Here is an 18,098-nt window from a genome sequence, read left to right as displayed (position 1 = left end):
GTCGCCTCCGCGCAGGGCGCGCCCGCCGCTCTGCCGGGTTCGCCGGGCGGGTGGGGACCGCGCGCCGCCGCCACGTGGAAGGATGGCCGAACTACGACATCGTGAGCCGCGAGAGCATGGGAGAGCACCAGGTGCCTGGCACGAATCTGACACGCGAGGAGGCCCGTGAGCGTGCGCGGCTCCTCCGCGTCGACTCCTACGAGATCGAGCTGGATCTGAGCGGCGCGCAGGACGGAGGTACCTTCCGCTCCCGCACGCTCGTGCGCTTCGAGGCCGCCGAGGCAGCCTCCAGCTTCATCGACCTGGTGGCACCGGCGGTGCACGAGATCACCCTGAACGGACGGGCCGTCGACCCGGCATCGGCCTTCGCCGACTCGCGCATCTCGCTCGACGGTCTCGCCCAGGGGCAGAACGAACTGCTGGTCGTCGCCGACTGCGCGTACACCAACACGGGTGAGGGCCTGCACCGCTTCGTCGACCCGGTCGACCAGCAGGCGTATCTGTACACCCAGTTCGAGGTGCCCGACGCGCGGCGCGTCTTCGCCAGCTTCGAACAGCCGGACCTGAAGGCCACTTTCCAGTTCACCGTGCGCGCCCCCGAGGGCTGGACGGTGATCTCGAACTCGCCCGCCCCGGAGCCCGAGGACGGTCTGTGGCGTTTCGAGGCGACGCCCCGGATCTCGTCCTACATCACCGCGCTCATCGCCGGCCCGTACCACTCGGTGCACAGCACGTGGGAGGGCGCGGGCCGCTCCGTCCCGCTGGGCATCTACTGCCGGCCGTCGCTGGCCGAACACCTCGACGCCGAAGCGCTCTTCGAGGTGACCCGGCAGGGATTCGACTGGTTCCAGGAGAAGTTCGACTACCCTTACCCGTTCGCCAAGTACGACCAGCTCTTCGTGCCGGAGTTCAACGCGGGCGCCATGGAGAACGCGGGCGCGGTCACCATCCGCGACCAGTACGTCTTCCGCTCGAAGGTGACGGACGCCGCGTACGAGGCACGCGCCGAGACGGTCCTCCACGAGCTGGCCCACATGTGGTTCGGCGACCTCGTGACGATGGAGTGGTGGAACGATCTGTGGCTGAACGAATCGTTCGCCACCTACACCTCCGTGGCGTGCATGGCCGCCGCCCCGGGCTCCCGCTGGCCGCACGCATGGACGTCGTTCGCCAACCAGATGAAGACGTGGGCCTACCGGCAGGACCAACTGCCCTCCACCCACCCGATCATGGCCGAGATCCGCGACCTGGACGACGTCCTGGTCAACTTCGACGGGATCACCTACGCCAAGGGCGCGTCCGTGCTGAAGCAACTCGTCGCCTACGTCGGCGAGGACGAGTTCTTCAGCGGCGTGCAGCGTTACTTCAAGCGGCACGAGTGGGGCAACACGCGCCTGAGCGACCTGCTCGGTGCGCTGGAGGAGACCTCCGGCCGTGACCTGACGGCCTGGTCGAAGGACTGGCTGGAGACCGCGGGCATCAACGTGCTGCGGCCCGAGTTCGTGACGGACGAGGAGGGGTGCTTCACGTCCTTCGCCGTGCGTCAGGCGGCGCCGTCCCTCCCGCCCGGCGCCACGGGCACCTCGACGCTGCGCCCGCACCGCATCGCCGTCGGGGCGTACGAGCTGCGGGACGGCAAGCTGGTCCGTACGGACAGCGTCGAGATGGACGTGACCGGCGAACTCACCGAGGTGCCGCAGTGGGTGGGCCGCAAGCGCCCGGACGTCGTGCTGCTGAACGACGGCGACCTCTCCTACGCCAAGGTGCGTCTGGACGCCGAGTCGCTGGAGGCGGTCACGCGGCACATCGGCGACTTCGAGGAGTCCCTGCCGCGCGCGCTGTGCTGGGCGTCCGCGTGGGACATGACCCGCGACGGCGAACTGCCCGCCCGCGACTACCTCGGTCTCGTCCTCTCCGGCATCACCAAGGAGTCGGACATCGGCGTCGTCCAGTCGCTCCAGCGGCAGGTGAAGCTCGCCCTCGACCTGTACGCCGACCCGCAGTGGCGCGAGACGGGCCTCCTGCGCTGGGCCGAGGCGGCGCTGGAGCAGCTCCGCGCGGCGGCTCCCGGCAGCGACCACCAGCTCGCCTGGGCGCGGGCCTTCGCCTCCGCGGCGCGTACCGACACGCAACTGTCGCTGCTGGAGGGCCTGTTGGACGGGGCCCAGTCGGTGGAGGGCCTGGCCGTCGACACGGAACTGCGCTGGGCGCTGCTCCATCGGCTCGCCGCCACCGGACGGGCGGGCGAGAAGGAGATCGCGGCGGAGCTGGAGCGCGACGCGACCTCGGCGGGCGAGCGGTACGCGGCGATGGCGCGCGCCGCGCGGCCCACCGAGGAGGCCAAGACGGAGGCGTGGGCCTCGGTGGTCGGCAGCGGGGCCGCGGGGGAGGCGGGGCTTCCCAACGCCGTGCAGGAGGCGGTCATCGGCGGATTCCTCCAGAGCGACCAGAGGGAACTGCTCGCCCAGTACTCCGAGAAGTACTTCGAGGTGGTCAAGGACATCTGGGAGCAGCGCAGCCACGAGATGGCGCAGCAGATCGTCGTCGGCCTCTACCCGACGCTCCAGGTCTCGCAGGAGACCCTCGACGCCACGGACGCGTGGCTGGAGCGGGCCCAGCCCGCGCCGGCACTGCGGCGGCTGGTGACCGAGTCGCGCGCGGGGGTCGAGCGGGCCCTGCGTGCGCAGGCGGCGGACGCGGCGGCCGGATGAGCCACGGTGCCGGGGGAGCCGCGGTACCGCCGCGGTGACCCCGGCACCCACCGGGCACGGGCCCGTCACTTCCGCCCGGCCGCCGTGCAGCAACCTCGGAGGCCCCCGGCATGCGCCGGGGGCCTCCGAGTGGGGGGTTCGGGCCGTACGTCTCTCAGGCGTGGTGCGGACAACTGCGCTGTTCCTCAAGCGTGGTGCACGGTCGTCCGCGCCTCTTCACGCTGTTCCGGCGTGGTGTCCTGCCGGCTTCTCCATGCTGCTTCCGGCTACGGGGCCGGTACCGCTACTTGGCGAACGCCGCCTGGTCGAAGGCCGCGCTCGCGACACCGTTGGCCCACAGCGACTCGACCTGGGCGGCCTCGGCCGCGTTGGGACGGTCGTTGGTGCAGGACGTGCCCGGGCCGCCACCCGACATCAGCTCGCTGCACGGTCCCTCGTAGTGGTCCGGGAGGCCGAGAACGTGCCCGGTCTCGTGGGCGACGACGCGGTTGGAGGAGTACTGCTGGTTCTGGGCGTAGTCCAGGAAGATGTACCCGTTGCCGTGTCCGTCCGTGGAGGCGTACGAACCACGCGGGTCGTTGCCCTCGCGGTAGTCGAAGCTGGCGCCGCTGCCCTCGGCGAGCGTGACGTTGTTGACGGCCGCGTTCCAGACGGCCGTGCTGTTGGCAATCTCGCCGGCGAACGTCGGTGCCCCGCTCGCGTCGTAGCGGACGGTGACGGCCTGGATGCCGGGCTTGGCGGCCTGCTTCTTGAGAGCGTCCTTGACGACGGCGTTGAAGAACGCCTCGGTCGCCTTGTTCGACTCTCCGATGTACCCGGCACGGGTCGCGCTGCTCTTCGATGTGCTGCCGCCGTCGTCCGGCGTCGCTGCCGAGGCGGGCATCGCACCCAGTCCCAGGGCCAGTCCGAGGCCGAGCGCCGCTGAAATGGCCATGGTGCGGTGTTTCATGGGGGGTCTCCTTCGGTCCGAAGCGCCGAGCCGCTGCAAGGTGGGGTGCGGTCGTGTGCTGCCGGAAGAACTCCTGCCGACGAAGAGTCTGTTGGAGAGTCAGGTCCGGGGGATGATGGCAAGTGGCGATAACTCCGTCACATCACCCGATACGCAGGACGTCTCCCGGCTCCTCGGTGTCTGGTGTGACGAACACCCGCTTGGATATGCTCCGCCGTGTGGAGCTCGAGGTGAGGCATCTTCGTGCGCTGTGCGCGATAGCCGACACGGGCAGCGTGCACAAGGCGGCCCGTCAACTCGGCATGACCCAGCCGTCGTTGACCACTCAGCTGCGCCGCATCGAGCAGGCCGTGGGAGGTCAGCTGTTCTCCCGCGAGCGTACGGGGAGCGTCCCCACACCGCTCGGCAAGTTCGTACTGTGCCGGGCCCGGCCGCTCGTGGCCGAGATGACCGCGCTCGTAGGTGAGGCGAGGGCCGCCGCCGACCGCGCCGGCGGCGAGTACCTGCGCATAGGAAGCACCGGCAGTCCCGCCGTGCCGGGCTGGCTGCGCAGGCTGCGCGCCCGGTTCCCCGAGGCCGACACCACCTTCCACATGGACGCCTCCGCGCACACGCTGCTGCGCATGGTCGTGGCGAACCAGCTCGACGCCGTCTTCGTGCACGAGGTCGAGGGCTCGCCGCTCCGGATACCGGACGGACTCGAGGTGTACGTACTCCTCGAGCGCGAACCGCAGTTCGTGGCCCTCTCGGCGACTCATCCGCTCGCCGCACGTGCGGTGCTCAGCCTCGGGGAACTCGCGGACGAGCGGTGGATGGTCGACCCCGCGGCCGACGGTGAATGGACCGGCCTGCGCAGGGTCTTCGCCGAGGCCGGCATCAGCCCCCGCGTGGTGCACGGCGACAATCTCGCCGCCGCCGATCTCGTGGCCGCGGGCGAGGTCGTCGCGCCCTGCCAGCCCACCGCGCCCGCGCGTCCCGGACGGGTCGTACGGCCGCTGCTGGGCGACCCGTTGGCGGTGCGGCTGCTGCTGGCGACCCGCGGGAAGACCTCCGGCGGGACTTTCGGTGCGGCACCGGCGATCGAACCGGCGGCCCTCCTCGCGGACCTGAAGGTCGCCTACCGCGAGGTGGCGTGGGCGAGCGACACCTACCGCTACTGGTACCAGCAGCAGGACGACAGCACGTCGTTGCCGTTCACCGTCGTCGCGTAGGCATCACCGCGGCCGCTCCACGTACGGCAGTACGGCCCGGGCGGTCCGGCCGTCAGGACTTCGCGGCAGCCCCGTCGCAGCGCTGGGCCCGCAGGGCGCGGGCGAGGTCGTCGCGTGCCTCCAGGACGAGCCGGCGCAGCGCGGGAGCGGAGTCCTCGTGCTCGGAGAGCCATGCGTCGGCCGCCTCCAGCGTGGCCCGGTCACCTTGCAGGTCCGGGAAGAGGCCGCGGACGACGGCCATCGCGATCTCGATCGACCGCGTACGCCAGACCTCCTCCAGGCTGTCGAAGTACGGCTGCACGTACGGGGCAGTCAACTTCTCCTGGCCGGGCTGCGCGAAGCCCGCGATGGTCGCCTCGACCAGGGCGTTGGAGAGCCGGTCGGATCTCATGACGGCCTTCCACGCCTGCGCCTTCACCTCGGCCGAGGGGCGCGCCGCGAGACAGCGCACATGGTGCCGCTTGCCGGATGCCGTGTCGTCGCGGGCGAGTTCGGCGTCGAGGAGGTCCGCGCCGGCCTCGCCGTGTGCGGCCAGCGTCTCCAGGAACGTCCAGCGCAGCTCCTGGTCGACGACGAGCCCGTCGATCCGTGCGGCGCCGTCGGCCTTCGAACCGTCCGGGCCGGGCACCCCGAGCAGCCCCCGCACCAGCCGCAGATCCCTCTCGTCCGAGGCGACCGCGGCGAAGAACCGGGCCCACGCAAGCTGGTGCCCGCTGCCGGGCTCGGCCAGCCGCAGGCCGCTCAGCGCCCCCTCGGCCAGGGCGCGGCGGCCCTCCGCACGCCACTCCGGCGCCGCGTAGTGGACGACCGCCGCACGGCTCCAGCCGTGCAGCGTCTGGAGCACGCCGACGTCCGACTCGGTGCCGGCGAAGGAGAGCACCAGCGAGACGAAGTCCCGGGCGGGCATCAGGGCGTCGCGCGTCAGGTTCCACGCCGCGGACCAGCAAAGCGCCCTCGACAGCGTGGGGTTGTGCGCGCCGTCCGCCTCGGGGGCCGTGCCCCGCCCGCCTGCCGGGCCGGGAGGTGCGAGCTCGCCGAGGTGGTCCCGCAGCGTTGCCAGCGAGGTTTCGTCGAGGCGGGTCTTGCAGTACGTGAGGTCGTCGTCGTTGACGAGTACCAGGTCGGGCCGCTCCGCCCCCGCCAGTTCCGCGACGACCGTGCGCGCGCCCCTGACGTCCGTCTCGGCGCGGGCGTAGCGGACGAGCCGGCGGTCGAAGTCCTCGCGCCGGTAGAGCCCCACCGCGACGCGGTGGGGTCGCAGGACGGAATGCGTCTCCGGGGCCTCCTGGATGACGGCCAGTTCGGTGATCCGGCCCTCGGCGTCGCAAGTGACCTGCGGGGTCAGCGAGTTGACGCCGGCCGTCTGCAGCCAGGAGCGCGACCACTCGTCCATGTCCCGTCCGGAGGTCTCCTCCAGGACGGCCAGCAGGTCCGCCAGCGTCGTGTTGCCCCACGCGTGCCGCTGGAAGTAGCGCCGCGCGCCCTCCAGGAAGGTCTCCCGGCCCACGTACGCGACGAGTTGCTTGAGGACGGACGCGCCCTTGGCGTAGGTGATCCCGTCGAAGTTGAGCTTGGCGTCCTCCAGGTCGCCGATGTCCGCGGTCACGGGGTGCGTGGAGGGCAGCTGGTCGGCCCGGTAGGCCCAGGACTTGCGGCGGTTGGCGAAGGTGATCCAGCCGTCCTTGAAGCGGGTCGCCTCCACCAGCGCCAGCGCGCCCATGAAGTCGGCGAAGGACTCCTTCAGCCACAGGTCGTCCCACCAGCGCATGGTGACCAGGTCGCCGAACCACATGTGCGCCATCTCGTGCAGGATGACGTTCGCCCTGTGCTCGTACGACGCCTCCGTGACTTTCCCGCGGAAGACGAACTCCTCGCGGAAGGTGACCAGTCCGGGGTTCTCCATCGCCCCGATGTTGTACTCGGGGACGAAGGCCTGGTCGTACTTGCCGAAGGGGTACGGGAAGCCGAAGTGGTCGTGGAAGAAGTCCAGGCCCTGCTTGGTGACGGTGAAGATGTCCTCGGCGTCGAAGTACTTGGCCAGCCCCTTCCGGCACAGCGCCCCGAGCGGGATCTCCAGCTCCTCCCCGGAGTCCCCGGCCGCACGGCGGTAGGTGTCGGTGACGTAGTGGTAGGGCCCGGCGACCACGGCGGTGATGTACGTCGAGATGGGCTCGGTCGGCGCGAAGTGCCAGCAGGCGGCCGCCCCTTCGTCCAGCGGCTCCGGTTCGCCCTGCTGCCGCCCGTTGCTCAGCACCGTCCACCGGGCGGGAGCGGTGACGGTGAAGGTGAAGCGGGACTTGAGGTCGGGCTGCTCGAAGTTGGCGAACACCCGCCGGGCGTCGGCCGGTTCGTACTGCGTGTAGAGGTAGACCTCGCCGTCCTCGGGGTCGAGGAAGTGGTGCAGGCCCTCACCGGTGCGGCTGTACGCGCAGGCCGCGTCGACGAGGAGCTCGTTCTCCGCCTCCAGGCCGTCGAGGGCGACGCGCGTGCCGTCGAAGACGGTGTCGACGGGCAGGGAGCGGCCGTTGAGGGTCACCGAGTGCACCTGGGGTGCGACGAGATCGGCGAAGCTGGATGCGCCGGGCTCCGAGCACCGGAACCGGATCGTCGTCGTCGAACGGAAGGTACGGGGCCCCTTCGCGGGCGGTGGGGCCGTCGCCGAGCGCAGGTCGAGAGCCACGTCGTAGCTGTCCACGGTCAGCAGCCCGGCCCGTCGCTGTGCCTCGTGCTGGGTCAGGTTCTCTCCGGGCACGGCGTGGCTCCTCTTCTCGTCTTCTCGAATCCCGGCTTCTCGCCCTGCCGCGGTCCGGGCGGGGCAACGGCCCCGGCGCGCTGCTTCCCGCATCGGGGCTCCGGCGACGGCGTTCAGCATGTCACGCGGCACGTGCGCCGCACACGCGGGAATTGCGGCGCGGGGCAGGGCGTTGCCGCTGAGGCCGGACAGTGCGCAACGCTCAGGAGAGCCGAGGAGAACGTGCCATGACAGAGAAGACGGTCGCCGACTTCTGGTTCGACCCCAGGTGCCCGTGGGCCTGGCTGACCTCCCGGTGGATGCTGGAGGTCGAGAAGGTACGGCCTGTCGAGGTCCGCTGGCACGTGATGAGCCTGGCCGTCCTCAACGAGGACAAGCTGGACGAGCTGCCCGAGCAGTACCGGGAGATGCTCGCCGCGGCCTGGGGGCCGGTACGCGTGTGCATCGCGGCGGAGCAGAAGCACGGGAGCGAGGCGCTCGGCCCCCTCTACACCGCGCTCGGGACCCGGCTGCACAACCGGGGGCAGGAGCTGTCCCGTGAGCTGCTGGCCGATGCGCTGGAAGAGGCGGGACTCTCCTCCGGCCTCATCGACGCCGCTGACTCCACGGAGTACGACGAGGCGCTGCGGGCGTCGCACAAGGAGGGCATCGACCTGGTCGGCCAGGACGTCGGCACCCCCGTCATCGCCGTCCCCGGGGCGGACGGGTCGCGCATAGCGTTCTTCGGGCCCGTCGTGACCCCCGCGCCCAAGGGCGAGGCGGCGGCGAAGCTGTGGGACGGCACGCTGATGGTGGCTTCCACGCCCGGCTTCTACGAGATCAAGCGCACCCGCGACGTCGGGCCCGTCTTCGACGACTGACACCCGGGCGTCTGGCCCCTGGCCCCTGCCCGCCCGGGGCGGGAGCCGCACGAACAGGAGGGCCCCGTACGTCACATCCGTACGGGGCCCTCCCTTTTTCTCCGCCTGCCCGGTGAAAGGTGAGAAGACGATCACGAGGGCAGGTGGTCCTTGCCGGGGCCGCTCACAGCGCCGTGAGCAGGGTGTTCCCCTTCTCCTTCGCCGCGCTGTAACGCCGGCTGACGTCCTGCCAGTTCACGACGCGCCACATCGCCTCGACGAAGTCGACCTTCTGGTTCCTGTACTGGAGGTAGAAGGCGTGCTCCCAGGCGTCGAAGACCAGAATCGGCACGCTGCCCTGGCCGACGTTGCCCTGGTGGTCGTAGATCTGTTCCACGATGAGCCGTCCGGTCACCGGTTCGTACGCCAGGACCCCCCAGCCGCTGCCCTGCGTGGTGGCCGCCGCCTTGGTCAGGTGCGCCTTGAACCTTTCGAAGGAGCCGAAGGACTCGGCGACGGCGTCGGCCAGTTCGCCCGTCCCGTCCTTCTCCAGGGGCTCGCCGCCGCCGTCACCGGTCATGTTCTGCCAGTAGATGCTGTGCAGGATGTGCCCGGACAGATGGAACGCGAGGTTCTTCTCAAGGCCGTTGACCGGGCCCCACTGGTCGCGCTCGCGGGCCTCGGCCAGCTGCTCCAGGGCGTCGTTGGCGCCCTTCACGTAACCGGCGTGGTGCTTGCCGTGGTGCAGTTCGATGATCTCGCCGCTGATGACCGGCTCCAGCGCGGAGTAGTCGTATGGCAGTTCAGGCAGCGAATACAGGGCCATGGCATTCTCTCCTCCGCTTATTGCACATTACTTGCAAGAGGACGCTAGCAGCAACAGCGGCACGGAAAACGGAGCGGCCCCGCAGTGCGGGACCGCTCCGTGGAGTGCTCGCGGGCCGGTGTCTCGGCCTCCGGACGGTCAGGCCGGACCGTCACCCGACTTCGCGCCGCCGGACCCGGCCGCGTCGCCGGCGCGCCCGACGGCGTCCGGGTCCTGAGGCAGCGCCTTCCGCTGCGCCTTCTGACGTGCCAGTCCCGTCGCGATCAGCACGACCGTCAGGCATCCGGTGAAGGCCAGCTGGGTACGGGTGTCCCCCTCGCGCAGCATCAGCAGCAGCACCGTGAGGATGCCGAGCAGGGCGACGACCGTCAGCACGGGGAAGCCCCACATCCGCACCACGAGCTTCTCCGGCGCCTCGCGCTCCAGGCGGCGCCTGCTGACCAGCTGGGAGACGGCGATGAAGCCCCACACCACGAGAGTCGCGGCGCCCACCATGTTCAGCAGCCACAGGAAGACCGTGTCCGGCCACCAGAAGTTCAGCAGCACCGCGATGAAGCCGAAGACGGACGAGGCGACGACCGCGGGACGCGGCACGCCGCTCGCGCTGACCCTCCCCAGGAAACGCGGACCCTGCCCGCGGGCGATGAGGGAGTAGGCCATGCGGGAGGCCCCGTAGATGTTGGCGTTCATCGCCGAGAGCAGTGCCACAAGCACCACGGTGTTCATCACCTGCGCGGCGCCGGGGATGCCGACGTGGTCCAGCACGGCCGCGTACGGGCCCGCCACCACCGACTTGTCGTCCCACGGGATCAGCGTGACGATCACCAGCATGGAGCCGACGTAGAAGACGGCGATGCGCCACATCGCGGTGCGCACTGCCTTCGCGACGCCCCTGACCGGGTCCTCGGACTCGGCGGCCGCGATGGTCACCGTCTCCAGTCCGCCGTAGGCGAAGACGGAGGCGAGCAGGCCGATGACGAGACCGTTCGTACCGGCGGGCAGGAAGCCGCCCTCACCGGTGAGGTTCGCCGTGCCCGGGGCGTCGACGCCCGGCAGCAGCCCGACGATGGCGAGGGCCCCCAGCAGCAGGAAGGCGGTGATCGCGAAGACCTTCAGCGCCGCGAACCAGAACTCGGTCTCACCGAAGTTCCGCACGGCCACGAGGTTCGTGAGGCAGAAGAGAGCCATGAAGAGGGCGACCCACATCCACGGCTCGGTGCCGGGCATCCACTTGATGACGATGTCCGCGGCCGCGGTGGCCTCCGTCGCGATCGCGACGCACAGCAGCACCCAGTAGATCCAGCCCGCGGTGAATCCGGCCCACGGGCCGAGCGCCCGCTCCGCGTGGACGGAGAAGGACCCGGACGCCGGGTTCGCCGCCGACATCTCGCCCAGCATCCGCATCACGAGCATCACGAGCAGACCGGACGCCGCGTAGGCGAGGACGATCGAGGGGCCCGCCGCGGCGATGCCCGCGCCGGAGCCCACGAACAGCCCCGCTCCGATCACTCCCCCCAGAGCGATCATGGACAGATGGCGTTGCTTGAGGCCGTGGGACAGCTCGGACTGCCCCCGTTCGGTTCTGGAATCCCCTGAGCTGGGAGGTGGCGCGTCGGACAGCTCGGTGCGCGTCATGAAAGGCCGTTCCTGAGAAGACTTCGGGTGGTCGTTGTAACGGCAAACCAGTCTCGCAGCGGGCCCCGGACGTGCCGCAAGCGGCCCGGAACAGCACGGCCACGCCAACGCCATGCCGCGCCGGGGGTGTTGCGGACGTCACACGCCGGGATGCCGCCACCTCCCCGCGGCGTCACCGAGCGGCTGCGCGAGGACAAGCCGGGGGACCACTCGTGCGAGGACATCTCAGGTGGGGAGGACTGCTCAGGCGAGGACCCCTCGCGCGGACCCTTGCGCGGACCCCTCGCGCGGACCCCTCAAGCGGACCGGGCCCGGTTCTGTCCGATCCGTCACTGCCGCCTGTGCCGGTTTCGGCTAGCGTCGAACGGTTCGCACACCCGACGGTTCGCACACCCAATCGTTCGCACACCGCGGGTCGCGGACAGATCCGCGGACACCTTCGCGGACAGAGCAGCAGACCCCGTACCCACCCACACGACCCGGAGCCGCCCGATGAGCGCCCTCACACCCGCCGCCGATCCCCGTCCCGGCGCTGTCCTCGCCGATCTGCTGACGCGGGGGACGGCAACCGTCACCGGCCCCCGCGCGCATGTACGCGATGCGGTCCTGGTGCTCGGCGGCGCGGCCCTGACCGGCGTCGCCGCCCAACTCGCCGTGCCGGTACCGGGATCGCCGGTCCCCGTCACCGGGCAGACCTTCGCGGCGCTCCTCGTCGGTGCGGGGCTGGGCGCGCGCCGCGGCTTCCTCGCCATGGCGCTGTACACGCTGGCGGGGGCGGCGGGCATGCCCTGGTTCGCGGAGGCGTCGTCCGGCGTGGCGATGCCGTCCTTCGGCTACGTCCTCGGGATGCTGCTGGCCGCCACCGTCGTCGGCGCGCTGGCACGTCGCGGCGGCGACCGCGGTCCGCTGCGCACGGCCGGCACGATGGCCGTCGGCATGGCTCTCACGTACGCGGTCGGCGTGCCCTACCTCGCCGTCGCCACGGGCATGTCTGCGTCCGAGGCTGTTGCGGCCGGTCTGGTGCCCTTCCTGGTCGGCGATCTGCTCAAGGCGGCGCTCGCCATGGTCGCGCTGCCGGGGGCATGGAAGCTGGCCGGCCGCCGCGGCTGACGCACGGAGCCGGTTCACCGGGCGTTCCCGAGGGCGCGGCCCGCAGGTCCGCCCGGTACCGGCGCGGACCGCGTCGTCCGAGGTCACGCCCGGTGCCGGGCGGTGCCGCGCGGCGTCATAGACTCTGCGCCATGCGCGTGTACCTCGGCTCCGATCATGCCGGCTACGAACTCAAGAACCGCCTCGTCGAATGGCTGCGGGACGCGGGGCACGACCCCGTCGACTGCGGCCCGCACATCTACGACGCGGCCGACGACTACCCCCCGTTCTGCCTCCGTGCGGCCGAGCGCACCGCGGAGGACAGCGAGGCCCTGGGCATCGTCGTCGGCGGTTCCGGCAACGGCGAGCAGATGGCCGCGAACAAGGTGAAGGGCGTGCGCTGCGCGCTCGCCTGGAGCGAGGAGACGGCGTCGCTGGCGCGCGAGCACAACAACGCCAACGTCGTCAGCATCGGCGCGCGGATGCACACCCTCGACGAGGCGCTGAGGTTCGTGGAGACCTTCCTGAGCACGCCCTTCTCGGGCGATGACCGGCACGAGCGCCGCATCGGGATGCTCTCCGCGTACGAGGACACGGGGCAGCTGCCGCCCGTGCCCGCACACCACCCGGAGTCCTGACCGCATGCCCGAGGGGCACACGATCCACCGGCTCGCCCGGGATTTCCGGGAGAGCTTCGGGGGCCGCAAGGTGCGGGCCGCCAGCCCGCAGGGGAAGTTCTCCTCCGGGGCGGCCCTTGTCGACGGGCAGGTCCTCGCGGGGGCCGAGGCCCACGGCAAGCACCTGTTCCTCGGCTTCGACGGCGCGGGCCGGGTGCACGTACACCTCGGCCTCTACGGCAAGTTCACCTTCGGCACTGGGTCGGCCCCGGCGCCCGTGGGACAGGTGCGGCTCAGGCTCGTCGCCGAGGGGGACGGCGGCGGCGAGGCGAGCGGCGTCTACGCGGATCTGCGCGGGCCGACCCGCTGCGAGCTGATCACGGAGGACGAGCAGACGGCCGTCGAGGAACGGCTGGGCCCCGATCCGCTGCGCGCGGACGCCGATCCCGAGCGCGCCTGGGCCCGCGTCTCGCGCAGCCGCACCACCGTCGCGGCGCTGCTGATGGACCAGAAGGTCGTCGCGGGCGTGGGCAATGTCTACCGGGCAGAAGTGCTCTTCCGGCACGGGATCGACCCGTACCGCCCCGGACGCGGGCTGAGCCGCACGGAGTGGGACGCGATCTGGGCCGACCTCGTCGAGTTGATGCACGAGGGTGTGCGCAACAACCGCATCGACACCGTGCGCCCCGAGCACACGCCGGAGGCCATGGGGCGCGCCCCGCGCGTCGACGACCACGGCGGCGAGGTGTATGTCTACCGGCGGGCCGGCATGGCATGCCACGTGTGCGGCGAGCCGGTGCGCACGGCGGGACTGGCGGCGCGGAACCTCTTCTGGTGCCCTGCCTGTCAGCCGGCCTGACCCGCCCGGACTGACCCGCCGGACCGTCACGCCCTCCCGGAGCACGCCCGGCGCCGGACTGGTGCGCCGGGCTTGTACGCCGTACTTCTGCGCCGGAACCGTGCTCAGAACTCGTGGGAGAGCCACGGAGCCTGGTCCGTGGTGAAGGCGGTGGAGGCCGCGCCCAGCGCACCTGGCCGCAACTCCCGCACGCGACCTGCCGAACCGAGTGTCCGCAGGGCCGTGCCGCCCAGATAAGCAGCGCCCAACTCCCGTACGGACAGAGCGAGATCGGCTGCGTCCCGGGTGCGTTCGCACGTCGCGCCGCCGGCGTCCCCGAGAGCCGCCAGCGCCCCTCGTTCCAGGGGCAGAAGACGTCCTCGACGTCGAGGACCACATCGACCGGCGCGGTGTAGGCACGGGCCGCCAGCGCGGCTCCCACCTCCACCGGCCGCGCGAACAGCGAGTCCCGCCACCGTGGTCTGCACAGCCGCACGCTGTCCCCGACCATGTGCAGCCACGCATCGTCCACGGGGCGGTCCCGCACGCTGAGCTCCGTCATCAGGTCGAGGTCGAACAGGTAGCGCCACAGCGCTCCGTACGCCGCGGTGTCCAGTGCCTCCATGTCACGCAGCAGAACGGTGCCCCGCGCCACGCCGGTCTCGTCCGAGCCGTGCTTGAGGGCGTAGCGCGCATAGCCGCGCACCTCCCCGGCCTCGTCCTCCGCCAGCACGCAGGCGAGTGCACCGGCGCCTTTCCGTCCCTCCGGCGGGTCCATCAGCGGCATGCGCTCCCACCCGGGGGCGCGCTCCAGCATTCCGGCGCGCTCGGGCACCCGCCGCGCGTAGACGCTCTCGCACGCGTCGCTCACGGACGCGGCGTCGTCGACGAGGCGCATCCGCAGCCGGTCCGAGCCGGGCGGGGTCTTCAGGGTGACGCGAGTGGTGTCGATGTCGGCATCGAGCCGGCGCGTGGCCATTCCGTACCCGAAGCGTCCATATATGCCCGGTTCGGAAGCGGTGAGCAGGGAGAGCGGTTCCACGCCGGCGTCCCGGGTCTCGTCCAACTGGCGCCGCATCATGGAGCGGAGGATTCCGCGACGGCGGTGCGTCGGCGCCACGTGCACCATGGCCAGACCCGCCGAGGGCACCAGCGCGCCTCCCGGCACGGCCATCCGGAATGAGAACAGGCTTGCGGAGCCGACCAGTTCGCCCCCGTCCCACGCACCGAGCGACCGGTCGATCTCGGTCAGTTCCCGGTACAGCTCTCGGTCAAGGCCTCCGGCTGCTCCGAAAGCACGAAGAATTCCGTCGAACCAGGAGTCCCATTCGGAACGGCGCAGCGTGCGCAACTCTGTCTCCATGCGCTCTCTCTAGCAGGGGTTTTGAGAAGCAGCCAACTTGAATCCCCACCCCCGGCCACCCGTGCACGTGCATACGCACGTTCCGTCGTTCTTGCACGTCGTGAACGGAATCGACGCACTGGTCAAAGGCTCGATAAGGTCCATCTGCATGGCTGTACCTCGTCCGAGCCTCACACCCCCGAAGGCCCGGTTGCACAAAACGCGAAGAGCGTTGCACCGGGCCCGGACGAGGCTGCGCCGCAGCGCCGTGGACTATTTCCGCGGCGGCGTCTCGGACTGGCTCGCCTTCGCCGCGCTGCTTCTCGTCGTTCCGCTCCTCACCGTCCTCACGGTCCTCATGCCGCTGTGGGCCGCCCCGGAGGCGCTCGTACTGCCGCTCATAGCGGGCGGTCTGCTGCTGCGTCCGGCGAGCCTGCTGGCGCTCTACGCGTGTGCGGCCGCGGCCCTCATCGTCGAGTCCGCGATGCTCGGCCCGTACCAGGACGGTGCGGGACGCGTCACGCCAGGCACCATCCTTGTCGTGGCAACGGCCGGGCTCGCCGGCCTGCTCGTCGCGCAGTTCCGCAGCCGCGTCGGTGTGCCGTGGCGCCGCGGCGGCACCATGCTCTTCGACCTCCGCGAGCGCATCCGCGTACAGAGCAAGCTGCCCAGGCTCCCGCGGGGCTGGCACCGAGAGATGGCGCTGCGCCCGGCCGGCGGGCAGTCGTTCTCGGGCGACTTCGTCGTCGCCGCGCGCACGGGCCCGGGGGAGCGCACCCTGGAGGTCGTGCTGACGGACGTGTCCGGCAAGGGCATGGACGCAGGCTCACGCGCGCTGCTGCTCTCCGGCGCCTTCGGCGGTCTGCTGGGCTCCCTGCCGCCGCACGCCTTCCTGCCCGCCGCCAACGGCTATCTGCTGCGGCAGGACTGGGAAGAGGGCTTCGCCACGTCCGTCCATCTCGTTCTCGACCTGGACAGCGGCGACTACGAACTGTTCTCGGCCGGGCACGTCCCCGCCCTCCAGCGGGGCGCCGGCACCGGCAAGTGGGAGGAGAAGTCGGGCGACGGCCCGCTTCTCGGGGTCTACCAGGGCGCCCAGTTCGACCCGGTGAAGGGGACGCTGCTCCAGGGCGACGTGCTGATGCTTTTCACGGACGGCCTCGTGGAGACCTCGGAACGCGATCTCTCGGACGGCCTCGACCGGCTCACGGGCGAGGCCGACCGGCACGTCGCCTCGGGTTTCCGCGGTGCCGCCTGGCACCTGATAGAGACGGTGGCGCGGGACGTCAACGACGACCGAGCCCTGCTCCTGCTCTGCAGGGGCTGAACCCCGGGTCTGCCCCCGGGGCCGAATCCCGGGACTTGAACCCCGAAACGGCCGACCGACGCACGCCTGGGCGCGGTGTGGCCGTACCGGTCGCGGGCGCCGCTTCACGCGGAAGCGGGCCGGTGCGCTGAAGCGCCCGGCCCGCCTGCCCGATGGCCGCGGCGGCGCGGCCCGGCATGACAGGCGCGGGAGCCGCCCGCCGACGAGGTCCGCGGCGCCGGTGCTCTCCCCGCCCGTCCAGTCTGCTGCTCGGCCTACCTCGCGTGCTTGCCGCCGCGGCGGGCGCCGCCCGTCCCGTACGACGAACCCGAACCCGACTGCGCGTACTCCGCGGCATCCGGAGCGGACGCGCCGGGTTCGGCGTGAGCGGGAGCCGGAGCGCCGGCGTGCGCGGAGGCGGTCCGGGCCGGCGTCCGTGAGGGCGCGGGGGCCTTCTCACGTGCGCGTGCCTGTTCGCCCGCGTCGCGCCTGAAGAACCACTCCATCTTCGGCTCCATGGCGAAGCGGAAGACGCGGCGCACCGGCGAGGTGCACAGGAGGGTCATCATCACCGCGGCCATCAACGTGATCACGACACGGCTGACGGGGTGGTCTACCCAGTCCATGTCGTACCACTCGAACTCACGCGAGATCTTGATCGGGTAGACGTGGATCAGGTACGCGTACAGCGTTCCGGCGCCGAGGGCCGTGAACCACATGTGGCGACGCGGCACCAGCGAGAGGAACGCCGCGGTCAGCACGAGTCCGCAGCCGAAGGTGGCGAGGGTCATCACGCCGCCGACCCAGGCCGGCGCCCCGAGGTCCTGCGCGGCCTTGTCGTGCAGGAACCAGCCCTTGGACATCCGCGGCACGGCCCAGTAGGCGACCAGCAGCGCACCGGCGAAGACCGGCAGCGCCAGCATCCGGAACCTGCGCCGCGTGACGATCTGGAAGTGCTCGGGCCGCAGTTGGAGGCCGAGCACGAAGTACGGCAGGAAGGTGGCGACCCGCATCAGGTTCAAGTCGTTGCTGATGCTGGGGGTGACACCGGCGGCGACTGCCACGGCCAGGGCCACGGGCAGCGGCCAGCGCATGCTCTTCCACAGCGGGGTCGTCAGCCGCCACAGGAAGAGGGCCACGAGGAACCACAGCGCGAAGCCGGGCTCCTGGTAGTGGAACTCCCGGTCGGGGTTGTCGCTCGCCCACCGCATGAAGAAGGTGTAGACCGTCTGGAAGATCAGGTACGGCACCAGCACGCCGGTGACGAGCCGCTTGATCTGCCGGGGCTTGCCCTCGAAGCTGCGGGAGAGGTAGCCGGAGACGATGATGAACGCCGGCATGTGGAAGGCGTACAGCACGAAGTAGAGCGCGCCCGCCATGCGGCTGTCGTCGCGCAGCGGATCCCATACGTGGCCGACAGCGACGAGCAGGATCGTGAGGTACTTCGCGTTGTCGAGAAAGGGGTCCCGCTGGTCTGCGGGCTTTTTCTTGACCTTGGCCGGAGGCTCCGCCGACGCGTCAGGCGTCGCGGAGTGGGGCTCCTGGCGGACCGGGGGGAGCGGTGCCCGCTCATAACCAGCGTGCAACATCTGTCGCACCCTAGTCCTCAAACCTGTGAGGAGTAAATTCCTGGCGAGAATCCAACAGGCCTACCCGGAACAGATTTCGACCCACGTCATCGGGGAGGGATTTCCTGCACCGATGCCCGCTCAGGCCGTCGTTCTGGGTGGACATGTCTGCCATGCCCGGACATTCGGACGAGGCTACCGTGGTCGCCACGTCGCCTCAACGGGGCTTGTTTCCCGCCCGGACGGACCGTATCCGGAACCCGTTGTGATCGACTCCACAACACCCGGCGATACGGCGGCAATTCGTCACGGGAGTCGCCGCGGAGCCATGTCCGCTCTTGCACATGTTGCATTATCGCTGCGCAGCGCAATGATCGGTGTGGTGCGTCCCGAAATACCGTACGTATTGGCGTCC

At 70.8% G+C, this 18,098-nt stretch carries 12 protein-coding genes and 1 pseudogene; 7 read left to right on the top strand and 6 right to left on the bottom strand.

The window, feature by feature from the left end; all coding sequences use genetic code 11:
• The first annotated feature begins 131 nt into the window (after positions 1–131).
• Positions 132–2,711 carry an aminopeptidase N gene (gene pepN, locus EV375_RS08215; RefSeq protein ID WP_130301694.1) on the top strand — a complete coding sequence of 860 codons (2,580 nt, stop codon included), beginning with the start codon at positions 132–134 and terminating at the stop codon, positions 2,709–2,711.
• Between the two features lie 283 nt (positions 2,712–2,994).
• Here the strand turns inward: pepN (EV375_RS08215) and snpA are convergent, their stop codons facing one another.
• Positions 2,995–3,660: a snapalysin gene (gene snpA, locus EV375_RS08210; protein WP_130298858.1), complete on the bottom strand. Its 666-nt coding sequence runs from the start codon at positions 3,658–3,660 to the stop codon at positions 2,995–2,997.
• Between the two features lie 206 nt (positions 3,661–3,866).
• Between snpA and EV375_RS08205 the strand changes: the two genes are divergently transcribed.
• Positions 3,867–4,871: a LysR family transcriptional regulator gene (locus EV375_RS08205; protein WP_130298857.1), complete on the top strand. Its 1,005-nt coding sequence runs from the start codon at positions 3,867–3,869 to the stop codon at positions 4,869–4,871.
• Positions 4,872–4,923: 52 nt separating this feature from the next.
• On the opposite strand, the gene pepN (EV375_RS08200) is transcribed toward EV375_RS08205, so the two are convergent.
• Positions 4,924–7,623 carry an aminopeptidase N gene (gene pepN / locus EV375_RS08200; RefSeq protein ID WP_130298856.1) on the bottom strand — a complete coding sequence of 900 codons (2,700 nt, stop codon included), beginning with the start codon at positions 7,621–7,623 and terminating at the stop codon, positions 4,924–4,926.
• 227 nt (positions 7,624–7,850) lie between these two features.
• Here pepN (EV375_RS08200) and EV375_RS08195 point away from each other — a divergent pair, with 227 nt between their 5' ends.
• Positions 7,851–8,483 (top strand): mycothiol-dependent nitroreductase Rv2466c family protein, encoded by a 633-nt coding sequence (locus EV375_RS08195; RefSeq protein WP_130298855.1) that lies wholly within the window; start codon positions 7,851–7,853, stop codon positions 8,481–8,483.
• A gap of 163 nt (positions 8,484–8,646) precedes the next feature.
• On the opposite strand, the gene EV375_RS08190 is transcribed toward EV375_RS08195, so the two are convergent.
• Together EV375_RS08190 and EV375_RS08185 are read right to left on the bottom strand one after the other, a co-directional pair.
• The gene (locus tag EV375_RS08190) at positions 8,647–9,288 is read right to left on the bottom strand and encodes a superoxide dismutase (protein ID WP_130298854.1); all 642 of its coding nucleotides are present in this window, start codon (positions 9,286–9,288) and stop codon (positions 8,647–8,649) included.
• 138 nt (positions 9,289–9,426) lie between these two features.
• Positions 9,427–10,923, bottom strand: a complete 1,497-nt coding sequence (locus EV375_RS08185) for an amino acid permease (protein ID WP_130298853.1) — start codon at positions 10,921–10,923, stop codon at positions 9,427–9,429.
• Positions 10,924–11,415: 492 nt separating this feature from the next.
• Here EV375_RS08185 and EV375_RS08180 point away from each other — a divergent pair, with 492 nt between their 5' ends.
• From EV375_RS08180 to EV375_RS08170, 3 genes are all read left to right on the top strand, one after another.
• Positions 11,416–12,033 (top strand): biotin transporter BioY, encoded by a 618-nt coding sequence (locus EV375_RS08180; protein WP_130298852.1) that lies wholly within the window; start codon positions 11,416–11,418, stop codon positions 12,031–12,033.
• Between the two features lie 131 nt (positions 12,034–12,164).
• Positions 12,165–12,650 carry a ribose-5-phosphate isomerase gene (locus EV375_RS08175; RefSeq protein WP_130298851.1) on the top strand — a complete coding sequence of 162 codons (486 nt, stop codon included), beginning with the start codon at positions 12,165–12,167 and terminating at the stop codon, positions 12,648–12,650.
• Between the two features lie 4 nt (positions 12,651–12,654).
• On the top strand, positions 12,655–13,488 hold the full coding sequence (locus tag EV375_RS08170) for a DNA-formamidopyrimidine glycosylase family protein (RefSeq protein ID WP_130298850.1): 834 nt from the start codon (positions 12,655–12,657) through the stop codon (positions 13,486–13,488).
• 104 nt (positions 13,489–13,592) lie between these two features.
• Here EV375_RS08170 and EV375_RS08165 read toward each other — a convergent pair.
• A pseudogene (locus EV375_RS08165) lies at positions 13,593–14,830 on the bottom strand (GNAT family N-acetyltransferase).
• A 148-nt stretch (positions 14,831–14,978) separates the two neighbouring features.
• Here EV375_RS08165 and EV375_RS08160 point away from each other — a divergent pair.
• Positions 14,979–16,136: a PP2C family protein-serine/threonine phosphatase gene (locus EV375_RS08160; protein WP_130298849.1), complete on the top strand. Its 1,158-nt coding sequence runs from the start codon at positions 14,979–14,981 to the stop codon at positions 16,134–16,136.
• Positions 16,137–16,390: 254 nt separating this feature from the next.
• On the opposite strand, the gene EV375_RS08155 is transcribed toward EV375_RS08160, so the two are convergent.
• Complete coding sequence (locus EV375_RS08155; RefSeq protein ID WP_130298848.1) at positions 16,391–17,704, bottom strand: acyltransferase family protein; 1,314 nt, start codon at positions 17,702–17,704, stop codon at positions 16,391–16,393.
• Positions 17,705–18,098: the final 394 nt, after the last annotated feature.

The organism is Streptomyces sp. CNZ301 (genome assembly GCF_004217425.1).
The sequence above is the reverse complement of the archived record's forward strand: the minus strand, read 5'-3'. Positions and strand labels throughout refer to the sequence as shown.

Excerpts from the sequence above, each read along its gene's own strand:
- snpA (WP_130298858.1), bottom strand. The coding sequence starts at position 3,660 with ATGAAACACCGCACCATGGCCATTTCAGCGGCGCTCGGCCTCGGACTG.
- EV375_RS08205 (WP_130298857.1), top strand. The coding sequence starts at position 3,867 with ATGCTCCGCCGTGTGGAGCTCGAGGTGAGGCATCTTCGTGCGCTGTGC.
- EV375_RS08195 (WP_130298855.1), top strand. The coding sequence starts at position 7,851 with ATGACAGAGAAGACGGTCGCCGACTTCTGGTTCGACCCCAGGTGCCCG.
- EV375_RS08190 (WP_130298854.1), bottom strand. The coding sequence starts at position 9,288 with ATGGCCCTGTATTCGCTGCCTGAACTGCCATACGACTACTCCGCGCTG.
- EV375_RS08185 (WP_130298853.1), bottom strand. The coding sequence starts at position 10,923 with ATGACGCGCACCGAGCTGTCCGACGCGCCACCTCCCAGCTCAGGGGAT.
- EV375_RS08180 (WP_130298852.1), top strand. The coding sequence starts at position 11,416 with ATGAGCGCCCTCACACCCGCCGCCGATCCCCGTCCCGGCGCTGTCCTC.
- EV375_RS08175 (WP_130298851.1), top strand. The coding sequence starts at position 12,165 with ATGCGCGTGTACCTCGGCTCCGATCATGCCGGCTACGAACTCAAGAAC.
- EV375_RS08170 (WP_130298850.1), top strand. The coding sequence starts at position 12,655 with ATGCCCGAGGGGCACACGATCCACCGGCTCGCCCGGGATTTCCGGGAG.
- EV375_RS08160 (WP_130298849.1), top strand. The coding sequence starts at position 14,979 with ATGGCTGTACCTCGTCCGAGCCTCACACCCCCGAAGGCCCGGTTGCAC.
- EV375_RS08155 (WP_130298848.1), bottom strand. The coding sequence starts at position 17,704 with ATGTTGCACGCTGGTTATGAGCGGGCACCGCTCCCCCCGGTCCGCCAG.